Raw genomic sequence first — 19351 nt, 5'->3', positions numbered from 1 at the left:
GCATTTCTCCAGATAGGGGAGATGCGGGGCCGTCCTTTTGTCTTCTCGGCGTGCTCAATCGCTAAAAGGAAAACCCCACAGCCCATGTGAGCTGCGGGGTTCTCTTTGTGCCTCCGATGCGAAATAAATCGCTCAGATATTACTGATAATCGACGACGTCGATCCAGTTCTTAAGGAACTCATCGTTCACGTTGCGCTTACGAGCGAGCTCGGAAGCGGCTACGATGCTCGTCCACTGACGCACGACCTGCATGGGCATGTCGGCGCGGTCGCAGTAGAGCTCCAGGTAGGCCTCGGCCTGATCCTTGCTGTTGAGGGCAAAGAGCAGGTAGGTGGTGGCAACGTCGGCAGCAGGGGAGCCCTGGGTGGCGTGTGCCCAGTCGCAGACGTACAGCTGGCCGTCATCGCCGACGATGACGTTGGAGGGGTTGAAATCGCCGTGGCAGACCTTGAACTCCTTGGTCATGCCGTCCAAGCGCTCCTGAAGGTTGTAGCGCGTGGTGGCATTGAGCTGATCAAGGCTGTCGATCATGCGGGCGAACTTGTCGCGCTGACGGTTGAGCAGCGGGGAGGTGTAGCCGTGGATCTCGATCTGGAGGTCGACGAACATCTCGAGGTACTCACCGAAGCGCTGGGGCTCGGCAGTCATCTTCTCGGCAAGGGTGGTACCCGGGACCTTCTCGGTCACGAGCGCCCAGCCGTTGGCGTTCTCGAGCTGGGAAACCTCGAGAGCCTTGGGGCTGCGGATGCCGCACTCATTGATGCGGGCAAGATTCAAAGCCTCGTTGAACACGTCGGAGACGGGCTTGGTCTCGTTAAAGACCTTGACGATCTTGTCGCCCAGGTCGTAAACGACCTTGTTGCCACGGCGGACGAGCTCGGTCTTGGAATCGGGTAGCAGCATGGTTGCATCCTTTCAACGATGCGATAGAAGCGACGGCGGGGGTGTGTGAAACACCCGTGCACCCCCGCCGTTAAAAACCGTGCTAGAACTAGCAGACGGCGTAATCCTGAGGCTCGCGGCCGTAGTAGGCGTCCAGATAGAGCTCCTTGATCTCGCTCATGAGCGGGTAGCGCGGGTTAGCGCCGGTGCACTGGTCGTTGAATGCCTGCTCGGTCATCTCGTCGAGGGTGTCGAGGAAGTACTGCTCGTCGACACCGTAGTCGGCGATGGTCTTCTTGACGCCGATGAAGTCCTTGAGTTCCTCGAGCTTCGTGATGAAGTTCTCGAAGACCTCCTTGTCGTCCTTGCCCTCAATGCCGCAGTACTTGGCCATCTCGGCGTAGTTGTGCAGCGCGTTGGGGTAAGGATACTGAGAGAAGGTACCCATCTTGACGGGAGCCTCGGCGGCGTTGTAGCGCATAACGCGGGTCAGGATGACGGCGTTGGCGATGCCGTGGGGCAGGTGATGGAAAGCGCCGAGCTTGTGGGCCATGGAGTGGTTGAGGCCCAGGAAGGCGTTGGCGAAGGCCATACCGGCCATGCAGGAGGCGTTGTGCATCTCCTCGCGGGCGTGCGGGTCCTTGGCGCCGTTCGTGAAGCTGGAGGGCAGGTTCTCGAAGACGAGCTTGGCAGCGCGCTCGGAGAGGCCCTTGGTGTAGTCGGAAGCCATGATGGAGACGTAGGACTCGATGGCGTGGGTCATGACGTCGATGCCGGAGGCAGCGGTCAGGCCGCGCGGGGCGGTCATGCAGTTGTCGGCGTCGACGATAGCCATGTTGGGGAGCAGCGCGTAGTCGGCGAGCGGCCACTTGATGCCGGTCTCCTTGTCGGTGATGATGGCGAACGGCGTGCACTCGGAGCCGGTACCCGAAGAGGTCGGGACGGCGACGAAGTAGGCCTTCTTGCCCATCTCGGGGAAAGTGAAGATACGCTTGCGGATGTCCATGAAGTCCATGGCCATGTCCTCAAACTTGCACTCGGGGTGCTCGTACATCATCCACATGATCTTGCCGGCGTCCATAGCGGAGCCACCGCCGACGGCGATGATGACGTCCGGCTCAAAGAGAGCCATCTGCTTGGCGCCGCGACGTGCGCACTGCAGCGACGGATCGGGCTCGACGTCGTAGAAGCAGTCGTGGGCGATGCCCATCTCGTCGAGCTTGGCCTCGATGGCGCGGGTGTTGCCATTCTTGAAGAGGAACTGGTCGGTGACGATGAAGGCGCGCTTCTTGCCCATGACGGTACCGAGCTCGTCGAGAGCGACGGGCGTGGAACCCTTCTTGAAGTAGACCTTCTCGGGAGCGCGGAACCACAGCATGTTCTCACGGCGCTCGGCCACAGTCTTAACGTTGATCAAGTGCTTCACCCCAACGTTCTCGGAGACGGAGTTGCCGCCCCAGGAGCCGCAGCCCAGGGTCAGAGACGGCTTCATGCCAAAGTTGTACAGATCACCGATGCCGCCGTGCGAGGACGGGGTGTTGATGACGATACGGCAGGCCTTCATGACGTGCTCGAACAGGCTGATCTTCTCGGCCTGGGCGGGGTGCACGTACAGAGAGGCGGTGTGGCCCGGGCCACCGGCGAGCACCAGGTGCTCGGCCTTGTCGACGGCCTCCTGGAAGTCCTTGGCGTGATACATGGCCAGGACCGGGGAGAGCTTCTCGTGGGAGAACTCCTCCTTGGCGGGGTCGGTGGAGGTGACCTCGGCGATCAGGATCTTGGTCTTGGCAGGAACCTCGATGCCGGCGAGCTCGGCGATCTTGGCGGCAGCCATGCCGGGAATGCGGTGATCGAGAGCGCCGTTCTTGAACATGGCGGCACGCAGGGCCTCCATCTCGGCACCCTGCTTGACGAAGTAGCAGCCGCGCTTCTGGAACTCGGCTTTGACCTGGTCATAGATGGTGTCGATGACGGTCACGGACTGCTCGGAAGCGCAGATCATGCCGTTGTCGAAGGTCTTGGAGTGGATGATGGAGTTGACGGCGAGCAGCACGTCGGCGGTGTCGTCGATGATGACCGGGGTGTTACCGGCGCCAACGCCCAGGGCGGGCTTGCCCGAGGAGTAGGCGGCCTTGACCATGCCCGGGCCACCGGTGGCGAGGATGATGTCGACGTCGCGCATGACCATGTTGGTCAGCTCGATGGAGGGGACATCGACCCAGCCGATGATGCCCTCGGGGGCGCCGGCCTTGACGGCGGCGTCAAGCACGAGCTTGGCGGCGGCGATGGTGCACTTGGCGGCTGCCGGGTGCGGGGAGATGATGATGCCGTTGCGGGTCTTCAGGCTGATCAGCGTCTTGAAGATCGCGGTGGAGGTGGGGTTGGTCGTCGGGATGACGGCGCCCACGATGCCGATGGGCTCGGCGATCTTGGTGATGCCGTAAGCCTCGTCGCGCTCCAGAACGCCACAGGTCTTGGTGTTCTTGTAAGCGTTGTAGATGTACTCTGCGGCGTAGTGGTTCTTGATGACCTTGTCCTCAAGAACGCCGCGGCCGGTCTCCTCGATGGCCATCTTCGCCAACGGGATACGAGCCTTGTTGGCGGCCATGGCGGCCTCATAGAAGATCTTGTCGACCTGCTCCTGCGTGTACGTAGCAAAAAGCGCCTGGGCCTCTCGCATCTGAGCGAGCTTAGCCTCAAGCGCCTCTACGTTGTCCACAATTGCGGGAGTAGTGTTTTCCGGTGACTTTTTCACCATTTGTGTCTCCTTGCGATCGGAGATTTACCCTACGACTTGCATGATAGCAAGAAAATATTCGGCGAACGGCAAGATTCCCGTAAAAGGCATACTAAAACGCTTCAATATACTGAAGCGTTTTAACTAAAACTATCTGCCAGTGCATCGCCCCGCTCATTAGGGACAGACTAAAACAAGTATTTCAATGGGAAAACGGGGAGAACGGGGCATCTGTTTGATAATCGCTATTCGCGGGTCGCTGTTGAGTCGGACACGCAGGCGGTGCAGCTTCTCGATTATATCCATCTCAATCCTGTGAAAAGTGCAATCGACTCACTCGAGACGTACCGTTGGTCAAGCTTTAAGGCATATCAGCTAGGCTATGATTCCTTTGACATCTGCAAACACTCATGTAAGTCTGTCCCCAATGAGTGCAAAAGGCGCCCTCCTTAGGGGAGGGCGCCTTTGGTAAGTTCTATGTGAACGCGAGGTCTTTGACCCGGAGAGTCCGAGGTACTTGTTGGTAAGACCTTATTTAGGAGCGCGCAACCTTGCCAGACTTGAGGCAGGTGGAGCAAACGTTCATCTTGCGACGGTGACCATCGACGACGACGTAGACGCGCTGGATGTTGGGGCGGAACTTACGGTTGGTGACGCGGTGAGAGTGGCTGATGGAGCGACCGGCAACGGGGTGCTTACCGCAAACTTCGCAAACTTTGGACATAACTGACCCTCCTTGGGCGACAAACGAACATGTCGCGTTAACAAACAAGCCTGAACTATAGCACAGAAGCAGCTCCCTGTGCGTAATCTACACAGAGATATTCCTCTTTTGGCGATAGTGCTCACGCCACGGCCCTGGACGTAGATCCGATTTGCGTGCAGCAGAGGGGATTATGCCAGCTCGTGCGTGCGTTTTCAAGCTCGTCCCACAAATATATATAGGTTTATGGAGCACCTGCGCCCGTTTACGGATTGCCCTGTATTTATGCTCGCAATTAAGCTCGAGGTTGGCTACACTATCCCTTGACCATTAAAGGGGTACGAGATACCCACATGGAATTACATAGCTGCCAAAGAGCAGCCCTTCCTGTGGGTGTCTGGTCCGCTTTAAGCGGTCGGGCATCTATTTTTTTTTGACTGTGTCAGCAGTCAAGACATGTGAGGAAGGAGATCGATGGGCACGACTTCCCCCAAGGCGGTCATCATGGACGAGACCGCCGTCAATCGAGCGATGACCCGTATCGCGCACGAGATTCTCGAGCGCAACGAGGGCTGTGAAGACCTCGCTCTGGTCGGCATCGTCACGCGCGGCGACCTTCTGGCAAAGAAGCTCGCCGAGGAGATCAAGGAGATCGAGGGCGTCGACGTTCCGCTCGGCAGCCTGGACATCAGCTTCTACCGCGATGACTATGCGACCAATTTCGCTCCCGCGATCCACGCTACCAACATTCCCTTCAGCGTCGACGGCAAGCGCGTCGTGCTGGTGGACGACATCCTGTATACGGGCCGTACTATCCGCGCCGCTCTGGATGCCGTCATGGACCTGGGCCGTCCGAGCCGCATCGAGCTGGCAGTTCTCGTTGACCGCGGTCACCGTGAGCTCCCCATCTCGCCGGACTTTGTCGGCAAGAACGTTCCCTCGTCGCATGAGGAGAACGTGCACCTATATATGAAGGAAGTCGACGGCCACACCGCCGTCGAGATTAACGACGTCGCGCCGGGTTCCCACGTGGGCTCCGCGCCGCTGGGAGGTGAGTAGTACCGTGGCGTTCAACCATAAGCACCTGATCGACATTACCGAGTACTCCGAAGAGGACATCAAGCTCATCCTCGAGACCGCCAAGGCGTTCTCCGAGGTCAATGAGCGTGCGATCAAGAAGGTCCCCACGCTCAAGGGCAAGACCATCGTCAACATGTTCAACGAGCCTTCGACGCGCACCCGCAGCTCCTTCGAGCTCGCCGAGAAGCGTCTTTCGGCCGACAGCCTCAACTTTGGCGGCTCCTCGACCTCCACGGTCAAGGGCGAGAGCCTCGTCGACACCGTCGAGACCCTCAACGCCTACAAGATTGATTGCATCGTCGTTCGCGATAAGCACGCCGGTGCTCCCTACATCGTCACGCAGAACTCGCCCGCGAGCGTCATCTGCGCCGGCGACGGCAAGCACAACCATCCCACGCAGGCCCTGCTCGACCTGTACACCATCTGGGAGCACAAGGGCGACTTCCACGGTCTTAAGGCCGCCGTCGTCGGCGATATCGCGCACTCCCGCGTCTGCGGCTCGCTGATCCCCGCCCTTAAGATCATGGGCTGCGAGACCTACGCCGTCGCCCCCGGCACGCTGCTGCCGCCGGCGCCCGAGGTCCTGGGCTGCGACCACGTGACGAGCGACCTCGATTCGGTACTCCCCGAGCTGGACGTCGTCTACATGCTGCGCGTGCAGCAGGAGCGCCTCGAGGGCGCTCCGTTCCCGACCATTCGTGAGTACCACAAGCTCTTCGGCCTGACCAAGGACCGCGAGAAGCTCATGAAGCCCGACGCGATCATCTGTCACCCGGGCCCCATCAACCGCGGCGTCGAGTTCGACTCCTATATGGCCGACCACCCGCAACGCTCCGTCATCCTGGAGCAGGTCTACGCCGGTATCTGCGTGCGTATGGCTATCCTGTATCTGCTGCTTGGAGGTGCCGATAATGGCCTTGCTTCTTAAGAATGCCCACGTCGTCGACCCGTCCGTCGAGCTTGACGGTGTCGTTGACGTCCTGATTGACGGCGATAAGATCGCCGAGGTCGGCGAGAATCTCGCCGTCGAGGGAGCCGAGGTCCGCGACCTTTCCGGCAAATATCTCGTCCCCGGCCTGGTGGATATGCACGTTCACCTTCGCGAGCCCGGCTACGAGGTCAAAGAGGACATCGAGAGCGGCACCCGTGCAGCTGCCAAGGGCGGCTTTACCGGCGTGTGCGCCATGCCCAACACCGATCCCGTCACCGATAACGGCACCGTCGTGGAGTTCGTCAAGTCCCGCGCTGCCGAGGTCGGCCACTGCCGCGTCTATCCGTCGGGAGCCATGACCCGCGGTCTTAAGGGCGAGGCCATGTCCGAGATGGGCGATATGGTCGCCCACGGCGCCGTCGCCTTCACTGACGACGGTCGTGGCGTGCAGGGCGCGGGCATGCTCCGTCGCTGCATGGACTACGGCAAGATGTTCGGCAAGGTCTTTATGAGCCACTGCCAGGACGAGGACCTGGTCGGCCACGGCCAGATCAACGAGGGCAAGGTCTCGACCCGTCTGGCTCTCGAGGGCTGGCCGGCTGCCGGCGAGGAGCTCCAGATCGCCCGCGACATCGAGATCGCCAAGCTGACCGGTGCCAAGCTGCACATCCAGCACATCTCCACCGCCCATGGCCTGGAGCTCGTGCGTGCCGGTAAGGCAGCTGGCGTGCAGGTCACCTGCGAGGCCACGCCGCACCACATGTTCCTGACCGAGAACGACCTGGACGAGACCTACAACACCTCGCTCAAGGTCAACCCGCCGCTGCGTACCGACGAGGACGCCGAGGCTATCCGTCAGGGCGTCATCGACGGTACCGTCGACGCTATCGTCACCGATCACGCTCCCCATACTCCGTGGGAGAAGGCCCGCGAGTTCGAGCTGGCGCCCTTCGGCATGATCGGCCTCGAGACTTCGCTGTCGCTCGTGCTCACCGAGCTGGTCAACACGGGCAAGATGAGCATGGGTCGCATGGTCGAGCTCATGGCCATCAAGCCTCGTGAGATCCTGGGCCTCGACCAGGTTCAGGTCAAGGCGGGCTCCGTTGCCGACCTGACTGTCTTCGACGCGTCTGCCACCTGGACGGTCGGCGAGGATGGCTACGAGTCGCGTGCCGAGAATTCCGGTTTTGCCGGCCGCACGCTCACCGGTCGTGCCACCGATGTGTTTGTCGGCGGCAAGCAGACGCTCGCCGACGGCTGCATCTGCTAGCATAGCCTTATCGCTTTTGTGCGCGGCGCCCTTGCGGTGCCGCGCTTTCTGTTCGCCTGAACCATGCAACCGCATGGGGGATTGGAGCGTCTATGCCCACACCTTCCACTGCACGCATGCACGACTTCGAGGTCGTCTCGAACAAGGAGATCGCCGAGGGCATCTTCTCGCTCGTAATCTCGGCCCCCAAGCTTGCAAGTGCGCTCAAGCCCGGTCAGTTTGTGAACATCGCCGTGCCCGGCGATGCCTCTTCGCTGCTTCGCGTGCCCCTGAGCTTCTATCGCGCCGACGCCCAGGCCGGCACCGTCGAGCTGTGGTACGCCGTCGTGGGCGACGACACCCGCCGTCTGTCGCAGATGGCCCCCGGTTCCACTTCTAACCTGCTGGGCCCTGGCGGCCGCGGCTGGCTTGTTCCCGAGGGCACCAGGAAGGCGCTGCTCGTTGCGGGCGGCATCGGTGTTCCGCCCGTGCTGTGCCTTGCCGGCATGCTCGTCGAGCAGGGTGTGGCCGTCGACGTGTGCCTGGGCTTTGGCACCGCGTCCAAGGCCGTGGGAGTCGATGAGTTCCGCGCGCTGTGCGATACGGTCAACGTGTGCACCGACGACGGCTCGCTCGGCACGCACGGTTTTTGCACCGATCCTGCCGCTGAGCTGCTTGGCGAGGGCGGCTACGACTACATCGCCAGCTGCGGCCCCGCTGTCATGATGAAGAAAGTCGCCGCCGCTGCCGCCGAGGCCGGTGCGTACTGCGAGGTGTCCCTCGAGCGCATGATGAGCTGTGGCTTTGGCGCCTGCAACACCTGCAATGTCGAGACGGTCGACGGTATGAAGGGTGCTTGCATGTGCGGCCCCGTGTTCGATGCTTCCAAGGTGGTGGTCTTCTAGTGGGTACCGTTAACATGGCCGTCGATTTCGGCGGCGTCAAGATGCAGAACCCCATCAACACCGCAGCCGGTACCTTTGGCTACGGTTGGCAGTTCCAGAATTTCTTCGATGTTTCCCAGCTGGGCGCCATTACCACCAAGGGCTGTGCCGCCGAACCCTGGCCGGGCAACCCTGCGCCTCGCATGGCCGAGATTCCTGGCGGTATGATCAACTCCGTGGGACTGCAGAACCCCGGTGTCGCCGCCTTTGCCCGTGAGTCCGGCCCGTGGCTCGAGCAGCTGTCCAAGGACGGTTGCCAGGTCATTTGCCAGGTTGCCGGGCACTCCGTTGACGAGTTTGTCCGCGCACTCGAGATGTATGTCGAGCTGTGCCCCTGGGCTGCCGGCTACGAGATCAACGTGAGCTGCCCTAATATCGCCGCCGGCGGTGCCGCCATGGGCTCCACGCCCGAGGGCGCCTCTTCCGTTATGGCTGCTTGCCGCAAGGTGACCGATAAGCCGCTGTTCGTGAAGATGGCGCCGGTCAACGTCGCCGAGATCGCCAAGGCCCTCGAGGCTGCCGGCGCCGACGGCCTTTCGGTCATCAACTCCATCCAGGGCATGGCCATCGACGTCCATACCCGCAAGTCTCGCGTGGCCAAGCCCAAGGGCGGCCTTTCGGGCCCGCTGTGCCACCACATCGCCGTGCGCATGGTCTGGGAGGTTGCCCAGGCCGTCGATATCCCCATCAACGGTGTCGGCGGTGTCATGACTGGCGAGGATGCGGCTGAGTTTATCCTGGCCGGCGCCACCTGCGTGTCGGTCGGCATGGCCAACTTCGTCGATCCGTGCGCTTCGCTTAAGATCGCGCATGAGCTCGAGGCCTGGGCCGAGTCCCAGGGCGTAAAGGACATCAACGAGCTGGTGGGTGCTTTCGAATGCTAGAGAATGATGCCCGCGACCGTGTTATCGTCGCCCTCGACTGCGACCGTGAGCGCGCGCTCGAGCTCGCCCACGAGCTTTCGGGCCATGCCGCCTGGCTCAAGGTCGGCATGACGCTCTATTACGCTGAGGGTCCCCAGATCGTCAAGACCTTTAAGGACCTTGGCTTTAAGGTCTTCCTCGACCTTAAGTTCCATGACATTCCGCATCAGGTGCGCGGCGCTGCCCGCTCGGCCTCGCTTGCCGGTGCCGACCTGCTTTCGGTCCACGGCCTGGGCTCGGGTGCTATGCTCGCTGCCTGCCGCGAGGGTGCCGAGGAGGCGCGTGAGGACCGCGCCAAGCTCGTCGCCATCACCGTGCTCACGAGCATGAATCAGGATACTTTGAGCGAGATCGGCGTCGAGTCTCCCGTGGCCGAGGAGGCCGCCCGCTTGGCAAAGCTTGCTCAGGCCAACGGCATCGATGGCATCGTGTGCTCACCGATGGAGGCTCACGACATGCGTGAGCTGCTGGGTCCTGATGCCCTGATCGTGACTCCGGGTGTGCGTTCGGTGGGTGCCGCCCTTGGTGACCAGTCCCGCGTGGCGACGCCTTCCCAGGCTATCGAGCGTGGCGCAAGCCACATTGTGGTGGGCCGTCCCATCACCGGTGCCGACGATCCGGTTGCCGCCTTTGACGCCATCGTCGCCGAGCTGGTCGAAAACGTTGCGTAAAAGATTCCCCTAAGTCACCACTTTTGGGTCTCATTAGCACAAAATAGCCCCTGTGCCTGCGTAAACTTTCCCATCCTTTGTGTGGAATCGCAGGTCAGGGGCTTAACTTTGGGCGCAGTATATTGCACTTTTTGCGGGTATCGTCTAACCTATGGAGCCGCGATTAGGCATTTTGTACGTTCTACGTGCTAAAATGCCAATTATTGAATCAGATATAACCCAACTATTTGGAGGTACGAATGGCACTCCCTCAGCTTACCGACGAGCAGCGCAAGCAGGCTCTTGAGAAGGCTGCTGCCGCACGTCACGCCCGCGCTGAGCTTCGCGAGCAGATCAAGAAGGGCGAGAAGTCCCTCGAGTCCGTGCTCAACTCCGATGACCCCATCGCTTCCCGCATGAAGGTTTCCACCCTCATCGAGTCTCTCCCCGGTTATGGCAAGGCCAAGGCCGCCAAGATCATGGAGGAGCTCGGTATCTCCGCTACTCGTCGCGTCCAGGGCCTCGGTGTCCGTCAGCGCGAGCAGCTCCTCGAGCAGCTGACCAAATAAGTGAGCGCTCAGGATTCCAAGCTCTTTGTGATTTCTGGACCGTCAGGCGCAGGCAAGGGTACGCTCGTCACTCGTGTGCGCGAGCGCCGCTCGAACCTGGGTCTGACGGTTTCGGCTACCACGCGAGCACCACGCAAAGGTGAGGTCGACGGCGTCAACTACTTTTTTCTGACGCGCGAGGAGTTCGACCGCCGCGTGGCAAACGGTGAGTTTGTTGAGTGGGCCGAGGTCCACGGTAACTGCTACGGCACGTTGGTGAGCGAGGTCACATCCAAGCTCGCCTCGGGCTCGTCTCTGATTTTGGAGATCGATGTCCAGGGCGCCCTGCAGGTGAAGGAGCGTTTCCCCGAGGCCGTGCTGATCTTTATCAAGCCGCCTTCGCTTGAGGTGCTCCGCGAGCGTCTAGTCGGTCGCGGTACCGAGACGCCCGAGACGATTGAGCTGCGTATGGCAAACGCCGCCGATGAGCTTGCCCTTGCCGACCGCTACGACGACGTCGTGGTGAATGACGATCTCGACCGCGCGACCGATGAGCTCGTTCGCGTTCTCGATATGCATGAAAGGATCTGAGGTCCGTGTCCGTTGTAAAGCCTTGCATTGACGATCTTCTGGAGAAGACCGATCACAACCGCTTCCTGCTCGCTTCGCTTGCCTCCAAGCGCGCCTGCGACATCAATAGCATGCTGCGTGGCCAGCACAACCGCGTGCTTGCCGTCCAGGATGTCGATGACATCACCATCGGGCTTTCCGGTGCCGATACCATCTCGATGGCTATGGACGAGATTGTCGACGGCGACATCTCTTACGACGAGGCCCGTTACGAGAAGGCGCTCGGCCACAAGGTTGCTGAAGCCTAAATGGCAGCTCGCGTCTGCCTGGTCCACTATCACGAGGTTGGACTGAAGGGCAAGAACCGCGCACATTTTGAGCATATCCTCATGGATAACATCAAGGCGGCCTTGGCCGCCTTTTCCGTGAACGCCGTGTCTCGAATTTCCGGTTATATCCTCGTGACCTTTAACGAGCATCAGGCCGACGAGGCGGCGCGTGTCATTCGCACCGTCCCCGGCGTTGCCCGTGTTTCCCTGGCGTATCACACCAACCGCGACCCGCAGGAGTACTGCGCCGCCGCTGTGAAGGCGCTGCGCGAGTTTGGTTCCTTCGATTCGTTTAAGGTGCACGCCAAGCGCTCCAATACTGACTATGAGCTCACCTCGATCGATATCAATCGACAGGTTGGCGAGGTGCTGTGTGAGGCCTTCCCCGATAAAAAGGTTCAAATGCACGACCCCGATGTGATGGTGCACGTACTGGTGGTCCAGGGTAGCGTTTATGTGTACGCGCGCTCCGAGCGCGGCGTGGGCGGTCTGCCGGTGGGTTCTGCCGGCAAGGTCGTGACGCTGCTGTCGTCGGGTATCGATTCTCCGGTGGCGACCTGGATGCTCGCGCGTCGCGGCGCGGTGTGCGTGCCGGTGCATTTCTCCGGTCGTCCGCAGACGCCCGATACGAGCGAGTATTTGGTGCAGGACATCATCCGTGCGCTTGAGCCGGGTGTCCAGATCGGTCGTCTGTACGTGGTTCCGTTTGGCGACTGCCAGCGTGAGATTTCGGTCACCTGCCCCAGCAACCTGCGTGTGATCATGTATCGTCGCATTATGTATTCGGTTGCCGAGCGCATTGCGCACATCGAGGGCGCCAAGGCCATCGTTACGGGCGAATCGCTTGGGCAGGTTGCCTCCCAAACGCTTGAGAACATCATGGCCGTCAACGAGGCCGTGAAGATTCCCGTGTTCCGTCCGCTCATCGGTTCGGACAAGCAGGAGATCATCGCGCGTGCCGAGGAGATCGGTACGTTCGATATCTCGACTGAGGCCGCTCCCGACTGCTGCACGCTGTTTATGCCGCGCCGTCCCGAGACGCACGCTAAGCTCGATGCCGTGCATGAGGCCTGGGAGTTGCTCGATCATGAGGAGATGATCGAGCGCCTGCTCAAGCAGACCGAGTACATCGACTTCGAGAGCAACACGTATAAGGCCCCTAAGACCTTAAAACGCAAACATTCGGAGCTTGCTCCGCGTGAGATTTACCAAGATCACGAGTAAATTTGTGTATAGACCGACGATGCGCCTGCATCGTCGGTCTTTTGGTATCTGGGTATTTTGCGGCTAAGTGTTCATTTGCTGACGTATGTCTGAATAAATGGACAGATTTGTGCAAGGTTTTGGTTGGTTTTTGGTTTGACCGCTAAAACCGGTTTTGGAGCGTGGCTGTTGCGGAGCTCCTTTCCTGACACGATGGTGTTGGGAGGTTTTGCTATGGCGCAGCGCGAACAACACGAACGAGTCAAACGGATGGACCGCTTGGCGGACAAGCTGTTCGGTCATAAGGCAGTGGTGATGGCGATACTGGTCGTCATTGCGATGGCGAGTGGACTGGCGATGGCGAACCTTGGCGGCGGTGCCGGTGGCGTGTCGTTTGAGCGCACTGACGGTTCGGGCTCGTTGGTGGAGCCGGGATCCGGTGATACCTCGAGCGGAAAGACATCCGAAGGTTCTTCGACTAAGGCTTCTGCCGCGGCAGAGGTCTATGTCGATGTCGATGGCGCCGTTGTGTCGCCCGGCGTATATCGTCTCAAGGACGGCGCGCGGGTGGCTCAGGCGATTGATGCCGCCGGCGGGCTGGCGCCCGAGGCAGACGTTACGGGGCTCAATCGGGCATCTAAGGTCGTCGATGGACAGAAGATTCACGTTCCAACGATAGGGGGGCAGCAGGCGTCCATTGCGGAAGCCGGTGTTGATGGTGGGGCTTCCGCATCATCGGGCGTGAGTGGCGCAACAGGCCTAGTAAACATCAATACGGCAAGCGCAGAAGAGCTACAGACGCTCTCGGGCATCGGTCCCTCCATGGCCCAGTCGATTATCGATGAGCGGACAAAGAACGGTGCTTTTGCCTCGGTTGACGATCTGATGCGTGTGTCGGGAATCGGCGAGAAGAAGCTTGCCAAAATCAAAGATTGCATCTGCGTATGAGTGCGACCGAGCGCGAGCAAGTGATGCCACCACGACCATTGATGCCGTGGACGATGGCGCTTTGTGCCGGCTTGTGTGTGAGCTGTGGCTTGGTACTTAACATGGCGGCTGATTTGCTGTTGGGAGAGCGGGCAGCGCCCGTCGCGTCGCTTATGGCCATTCCCGTTGCGGCTGCGGCTTGTATCGTATTGGCTCGGTCCTGTATGCGCCTTGTGCGGTGGAGACGATGGCTTTATGCCGCGGGCCTTGGCTTCTTGGCGGGGGCGGTCGTGTCCGCGGGTTGGGCGATCGGGACACTGCGTGCTTCGAGCGCACTGGATAATCGGGCTGCGAGCAGTCTCGAGTTTGTTGTGCACGGCGACCCGTCCATCAGTGACGGTGCGTACTCCTATGCCTGCGATGCGTATGCGGGCGAAAAGCGTTTGGGTCAGGTGCGGCTGTCGTGTGATCGCGAGCTCGACGCCGGTTCGCATGTACGTGCTATCGGTCGAATTTCGCGCTTTGAGAACGATGCGTATGGGCGCTCACGCGTGCTTCGAGGCGAGGCGCGCAAGGTTAAAGCCGTTCGGATTGTGTCGGTCGATGAGGGCTCTCCGGAGCCGCTGCTTCGACTGCGAAATGGGCTGCTTGCGTCTATCGCGCCTGCGACCGACCCGGCGCGTGCGCTCATAGCCGGTGTCGTCTGCGGTCGTTCGGCCGAGCTGCGCGCCCAGCCGGCGGGCGACTGGTTTTCGGTGACGGGAACGGCGCATCTTATCGCCGTCTCGGGCAGCCATTTGGCTATCGTGGGGTTTTTAATCGAGGGTTTATTGCAAAAGACTCGGTGCTCACGTGGTCTTCAGCGGGCGATACTGGCGATAACGCTTGTGGGCTACGCTACCTTTACGGGCGCGTCTCCCTCTGCCGTGCGCGCGTGCTGCATGGTGTTCGCGACGCTTGTCGTAAACGGCGCGGGGCGTCGCCGGCACGGCGCATCGGCACTCTTTGTTACCATGTCCATCTTTGTGCTACTGCGGCCGACGGTGCTGTTCGAGATGGGCTTTCAGCTTTCATGTGCCAGCGTCTTAGCCATTCTGTGCTTTTGCCCCTATGCGACCTTCGCTTTGGGTGAGCTGGGCGTGCCATCGGGCGTTGCCAGCATGCTTTCCGTCACGCTGTGCTCGCAGTTGGCGACATTTCCCATTACCATTCCTGCCTTCGGTACGTTCTCGCTCATTGCTCCGCTGGCAAATGCGGTCATCGGTCCGGTGGTGAGCGTACTGCTTGCTGTGTCCATCGTGCTGGTTCCCTTTTCGCTCGTGGGACCGTTGCGGACTTGGGCGCTCGTTGTGCCCATGATTGCCGCCCGTTGCGCGCTGTTCTTCGAGCAGCTGTTTGCCGCCGTGCCGGGTGCATCCGTGAGCGTGCCGCCCGATAGCATGTGGATTTACCTAGTGCCGTGTTTGCTGGCGGTTCTGCTTGTCCGGTGGCCGCGTCCCCGTGCGCGTCCTATGGCGGTGGGGCTTGCATGCCTTGTGCTCTTGGCTGCGATTCCGTACGTCTACTGGGATCGATTCGCTCCGCCTTCGGTGACGGTGCTCGATGTGGGCCAGGCCGATGCGATTCTTATCCGCCAGGGCGGCGCAGTAGCACTCGTCGATTGCGGACTCGACGAGCGCGTGGTGGCGGCGTTGGTCCGCAATAACGTGCACCATATCGATGCCGTCTTTGTGACGCATTGGGATGAGGACCACTGGGGTGGTCTGCCTGCCGTGCTCGAACAGTTTTCGGTCGGAACGATTGCCGTGGCGGCGGATGCGCTGGAGGATGCTCCTGCCGAGGTATTGAACCGACCTGGCGTGGAGTATCGGCAGGTGCGCCGTGGGGATACGGTCGACATCGGCTCATTTTGCGCCCACGTGATGTGGCCATTCGAGTCCGTGGATGGCGAGGGAAATGAGGACTCCCTTGTCCTGCTGCTCTCTTATGTTCAGGAAGGCAAGGGCCTGCGCATGCTCCTCACCGGTGATGCCGAGCTCGACCAAGAACGGGAATTCGTGCAGGAGGTGGGGGATATCGATGTCCTTAAACTTGGGCATCACGGCTCCAAGGTTTCAGTCGATGGTGAGTTGCTGGACGTCCTGAAGCCCGAGCTTTCCCTTGCGAGCGCGGGCGAGGGGAATCGATACGGCCATCCGTCCGATGCCTGCGTCGATGCCGTGAAGGAAGCGGGTGGTGTGTTCGCGTGCACCATCGAACACGGCGACATTACCGTCGCGCCGACTGCGAATGGCTTTGCGATGAGATGCCAGCGACCGTGATGACATCGTTGGCGCGCGGCTGGCCCCTGGGCTAAAATGGCACAGTACGAATTCGAGAGTCTGCGAGAGGGGAGCGCAATGCCCGAAACCGGTCTGCTGCCGGCATATCTGATCGTTGGTACCGATGGGGTCAAGCGCGACCACGCCGTCTCGCGTATGAAAGCTCGCTTGGAAAAGTCGGGTATGGTTGAGTTCAACCTCGATGAACGCGACATGACCAAAGACCCCGATATCGAGTCGATCATTGGCTCGCTCAATACCTTTCCCATGGGCAGTGAGTTTCGCCTGGTAATTCTTGACGGCTGCTCAAAACTCGCCAAAGCGATCTCCGAGCCGCTTGTCGAGTATCTGGCGAGTCCCAGCCCGACGACGGTTTGCCTTGTCATAGCCGATTCACTCGCCAAGAACACGCGCCTCTACAAGGCGATCGCCAAGATTGACAAGAAGGCCGTGATCGACTGTTCGGGCACCAAGCGCTGGGAGCTCCCGCGCCGCGTGCAGCAGATGGCGACGCAGCATGGAAAGTCCATCTCGACGGCCGCCGCCGAGGAGCTCGTTTCGCGCTCGGGCGAGAACACCCGCATGCTCGATAACGACTTGGCCAAGCTTGCCCAGATGGTCGAGGCTCCCCAAATTGAGCTTGCCGATGTGGAGCGCTGGATCGTGCGCACGGCCGAAGTCCAGCCCTGGGACTTTCTCAATGCGGTTTCGGCTCGTGATATGCGTCGCTCGCTTGAGCTCTTTGGGCTGCTGCCCGCCAAGAGCTATGTGTGGACCTACACGCTGCTGTGCGGACGCATTCGCGAGCTGATCGTCGCCAAGGCGCTCGATGCACGTGGACAGGGTCGCGAGCTTGCCGCGACGCTCAAGCTCCAGTCCTGGCAGGTTAAGAATCACCTGACCTGGGCACGTCGTTTTTCGATGACCGAGCTCGTTGCCGCGCTCGAGGGTGCCGTCGATGTGGAGCTCGCGCTCAAGGGTTCGGCCGATTCGGAGACCGCGCTTTTGCTCTGGATTACGAACATCTTGAGAAAATCGTGATGATACCTGCCTATTTGACAAATTCGTTCTATCCCTTTGAGGGGGAGCGTGCTATAGTAGGCGCTTGCATGACCTCACCGTGTCTCAGAGGTGTCATACATTTTTTGCAAGGAACTCGAAAGGAACTCCAGAAGTGGCAAACATCAAGTCTCAGAAGAAGCGTATCCGCACCAATGAGGCAGCTCGCATGCGTAACAAGGCTGTCAAGTCCGAGCTCAAGACGCTGACCAAGCACGTCCAGTCCGCCGTCGCCGAGGGCGACGCCGAGAAGGCCCAGGCTGCCCTCAAGACCGTCACCAAGCGTCTCGACATGGCTGCTGCCAAGCATGTTATCCACAAGAACCAGGCTTCCAACCGCAAGTCCGGTCTTGCCAAGCTCGTGAACAGCATCAACGCCTAAGTTGTAAATTTCACACCACACAGATTACGCGCATAAATGGAGCCTGTTTTATGGAACAGGCTCCATTTTTTGTACCGCTCGGGTAAGATAGTCCGCATGAATACTTCAATTGACATTTCCCACATCCGCAACTTCTCGATCGTTGCGCACATTGACCATGGCAAGTCCACGATCAGCGACCGCATCCTCGAGCTCACCCATACCGTCGACGAGCGCGACATGGAGTCGCAGCTGCTCGACACCATGGATATCGAGCGCGAGCGCGGCATTACGATCAAGTCCAATGCCGTCCGCGTTTCCTATGACGCCGACGATGGTGAGACGTATCAGTTCAATCTGATCGATACGCCGGGCCACGTGGACTTCACCTACGAGGTCTCGCGTTCGCTGGCTGCTTGCGAGGGTGCGGTACTCGTCGTCGACGCTACGCAGGGCGTCGAAGCGCAGACCGTCTCCAACGCGACGCTCGCCATGAACGCCAATCTGGACATTGTGCCGGCCATCAACAAGATCGACCTGCCCTCGGCCCATCCCGATGAGGTCAAGACCGAGATCGAGGATGACTTGGCGATCCCTGCCGATGATGCTGTGTGTGTCTCGGGCAAGACCGGCGAGGGCATCCACGATCTGCTGGAGTCCATTGTCTTTTTGATCTCTCCGCCCAAGGGCGATGCGAACGCGCCGCTCAAGGCACTCATCCTGGATTCGTATTTCGACGAGTATCGCGGCGTCGTCGCCACGGTGCGCATCTTTGACGGTTCCATCAAAAAGGGCGATACCCTGCGCATGATGCAGGCAAAGGGCGACTTTTTGGTCGATGGCGTGGGCGTCAAGCGTCCCGCCGAGACTCCGGTCGATGCGCTGACGGTCGGCGAGGTGGGCTACGTGGTCACGGGCCTGAAGGACCCCGAGGCCGTGCGCGTGGGCGATACCCTCACGTGGGCGTCGAATCCCTGCCCCGAGCCGCTTCCCGGCTACCGCGAGGCTAAGCCCATGGTCTATACGGGCCTGTTCCCGATCGATAACAAGGACTATGAGAACCTGCGTGACGCGCTCGATAAGCTGCACGTCAACGACCCGTCGTTGGTGTGGGAGCCCGAGACCTCGGTGGCGCTCGGCTTTGGCTTCCGTGTGGGCTTCCTGGGCCTGCTGCACATGGAAGTCGTCAAGGAACGCCTGGAGCGCGAGTTCAATCTGGACCTCATTGCCACGAGCCCCTCGGTTGACTATCACGTCTACAAGACTGACGGAGAGATGATTGATGTCCGTAGCCCGCAGGATCTTCCCGAGGCCACGCGCATCGAGCGTATCGAGGAACCCTACCTCAAGGCTAAGATCATCTGCCCGCCCGAGTATACGGGTGCCGTCATGCAGCTCGCTATCGAGCACCGTGGCATTACAACCGACATGATCCATCTCACGAGCAAATCGGTCGAGATGCGCTTTGACATGCCGCTCGCCGAGCTCATCCTGGACTTCTTTGACCAGCTCAAGAGTCGTACCAAGGGCTATGCCTCGCTCGACTACGAGTTCAACGAGTACCGTCCCTCCGAGCTCGTTAAGCTCGATATCTTGCTTTCGGGCGATGAGGTGGACGCGCTGTCGTTTATCGTCCACAAGGACAAGGCCTATGGCCTGGCCCGTGGCCTGTGCGACAAGCTTAAGGAGATCATCCCGCGTCAGCTGTTCGAGGTGCCCATCCAGGGTGCTATCGGCAATAAGATCATTGCCCGCTCCACCGTCAAGGCGCGTCGCAAGGACGTGCTTGCTAAGTGCTACGGCGGCGATATCTCGCGTAAGCGCAAGCTGCTCGAGAAGCAGAAAGAGGGCAAGAAGCGCATGAAGGCCATCGGATCGGTCGAGGTCCCGCAGGAGGCCTTTATGGCGATCCTCAAGGTGGACGAGTAGGTCT

General features: G+C 60.4%; 18 protein-coding genes. 15 read left to right on the top strand and 3 right to left on the bottom strand.

The window, feature by feature from the left end; genetic code table 11:
* Nucleotides 1-139: 139 nt before the first annotated feature.
* The 3 genes from DW661_RS01870 to rpmB all read right to left on the bottom strand — a co-directional run bounded on the left by DW661_RS01870 (nt 140) and on the right by rpmB (nt 4344).
* Nucleotides 140-904, bottom strand: coding sequence for an aminoglycoside phosphotransferase family protein (locus tag DW661_RS01870; protein WP_006236119.1), 765 nt, complete (start codon nt 902-904; stop codon nt 140-142).
* Between the two features lie 88 nt (nt 905-992).
* Complete coding sequence (adhE, locus tag DW661_RS01865; protein ID WP_117776221.1) at nt 993-3641, bottom strand: bifunctional acetaldehyde-CoA/alcohol dehydrogenase; 2649 nt, start codon at nt 3639-3641, stop codon at nt 993-995.
* Between the two features lie 514 nt (nt 3642-4155).
* Entirely contained in the window at nt 4156-4344 is a 189-nt protein-coding gene (gene rpmB, locus DW661_RS01860) for a 50S ribosomal protein L28 (RefSeq protein ID WP_022094725.1), read from the bottom strand.
* Nucleotides 4345-4797: 453 nt separating this feature from the next.
* On the opposite strand from rpmB, the gene pyrR reads away from it, so the two are divergent.
* The 15 genes from pyrR (at nt 4798) to lepA (ending at nt 19347) form a co-directional block, all read left to right on the top strand.
* Nucleotides 4798-5382 (top strand): bifunctional pyr operon transcriptional regulator/uracil phosphoribosyltransferase PyrR, encoded by a 585-nt coding sequence (gene pyrR, locus DW661_RS01855; RefSeq protein ID WP_006236123.1) that lies wholly within the window; start codon nt 4798-4800, stop codon nt 5380-5382.
* 4 nt (nt 5383-5386) lie between these two features.
* On the top strand, nt 5387-6331 hold the full coding sequence (locus tag DW661_RS01850; RefSeq protein ID WP_117776222.1) for an aspartate carbamoyltransferase catalytic subunit: 945 nt from the start codon (nt 5387-5389) through the stop codon (nt 6329-6331).
* Nucleotides 6315-7604 (top strand): dihydroorotase, encoded by a 1290-nt coding sequence (locus DW661_RS01845; RefSeq protein ID WP_117639911.1) that lies wholly within the window; start codon nt 6315-6317, stop codon nt 7602-7604. Before DW661_RS01850 ends, DW661_RS01845 begins: the two co-directional genes overlap by 17 nt.
* Nucleotides 7605-7720: 116 nt before the next feature.
* Nucleotides 7721-8488 carry a dihydroorotate dehydrogenase electron transfer subunit gene (locus tag DW661_RS01840; protein WP_118934409.1) on the top strand — a complete coding sequence of 256 codons (768 nt, stop codon included), beginning with the start codon at nt 7721-7723 and terminating at the stop codon, nt 8486-8488.
* 14 nt (nt 8489-8502) lie between these two features.
* Nucleotides 8503-9411 carry a dihydroorotate dehydrogenase gene (locus DW661_RS01835; protein ID WP_006236128.1) on the top strand — a complete coding sequence of 303 codons (909 nt, stop codon included), beginning with the start codon at nt 8503-8505 and terminating at the stop codon, nt 9409-9411.
* On the top strand, nt 9405-10121 hold the full coding sequence (gene pyrF / locus DW661_RS01830; protein WP_117776223.1) for an orotidine-5'-phosphate decarboxylase: 717 nt from the start codon (nt 9405-9407) through the stop codon (nt 10119-10121). The genes DW661_RS01835 and pyrF overlap by 7 nt, the downstream gene beginning before the upstream one ends.
* A gap of 239 nt (nt 10122-10360) precedes the next feature.
* Entirely contained in the window at nt 10361-10669 is a 309-nt protein-coding gene (gene mihF, locus DW661_RS01825) for an integration host factor, actinobacterial type (protein ID WP_006236130.1), read from the top strand.
* Complete coding sequence (gene gmk, locus DW661_RS01820; protein ID WP_099431806.1) at nt 10670-11239, top strand: guanylate kinase; 570 nt, start codon at nt 10670-10672, stop codon at nt 11237-11239. It begins immediately after the preceding gene.
* Nucleotides 11240-11244: 5 nt separating this feature from the next.
* Entirely contained in the window at nt 11245-11526 is a 282-nt protein-coding gene (locus DW661_RS01815; protein WP_035138532.1) for a DNA-directed RNA polymerase subunit omega, read from the top strand.
* Complete coding sequence (gene thiI / locus DW661_RS01810) at nt 11527-12771, top strand: tRNA uracil 4-sulfurtransferase ThiI (RefSeq protein ID WP_117776224.1); 1245 nt, start codon at nt 11527-11529, stop codon at nt 12769-12771. It begins immediately after the preceding gene.
* Nucleotides 12772-13020: 249 nt separating this feature from the next.
* A complete protein-coding gene (locus DW661_RS01805; RefSeq protein WP_158568401.1) occupies nt 13021-13698 on the top strand; it encodes a ComEA family DNA-binding protein in 678 nt (225 codons plus the stop codon).
* 269 nt (nt 13699-13967) lie between these two features.
* Nucleotides 13968-15998: a DNA internalization-related competence protein ComEC/Rec2 gene (locus DW661_RS01800; protein ID WP_158568400.1), complete on the top strand. Its 2031-nt coding sequence runs from the start codon at nt 13968-13970 to the stop codon at nt 15996-15998.
* 78 nt (nt 15999-16076) lie between these two features.
* Entirely contained in the window at nt 16077-17039 is a 963-nt protein-coding gene (gene holA / locus DW661_RS01795) for a DNA polymerase III subunit delta (RefSeq protein ID WP_199584825.1), read from the top strand.
* A gap of 133 nt (nt 17040-17172) precedes the next feature.
* The gene (gene rpsT / locus DW661_RS01790) at nt 17173-17439 is read left to right on the top strand and encodes a 30S ribosomal protein S20 (protein ID WP_022094714.1); all 267 of its coding nucleotides are present in this window, start codon (nt 17173-17175) and stop codon (nt 17437-17439) included.
* Nucleotides 17440-17535: 96 nt separating this feature from the next.
* Nucleotides 17536-19347, top strand: a complete 1812-nt coding sequence (gene lepA / locus DW661_RS01785; protein ID WP_117770326.1) for a translation elongation factor 4 — start codon at nt 17536-17538, stop codon at nt 19345-19347.
* Nucleotides 19348-19351: the final 4 nt, after the last annotated feature.

Origin of the sequence: Collinsella sp. AM24-1, from assembly GCF_003470325.1 — a bacterium.
In the GTDB taxonomy this organism is placed as follows: Bacteria; Actinomycetota; Coriobacteriia; order Coriobacteriales; family Coriobacteriaceae; genus Collinsella.
This window is presented reverse-complemented; position numbering and strand designations above follow the sequence as displayed.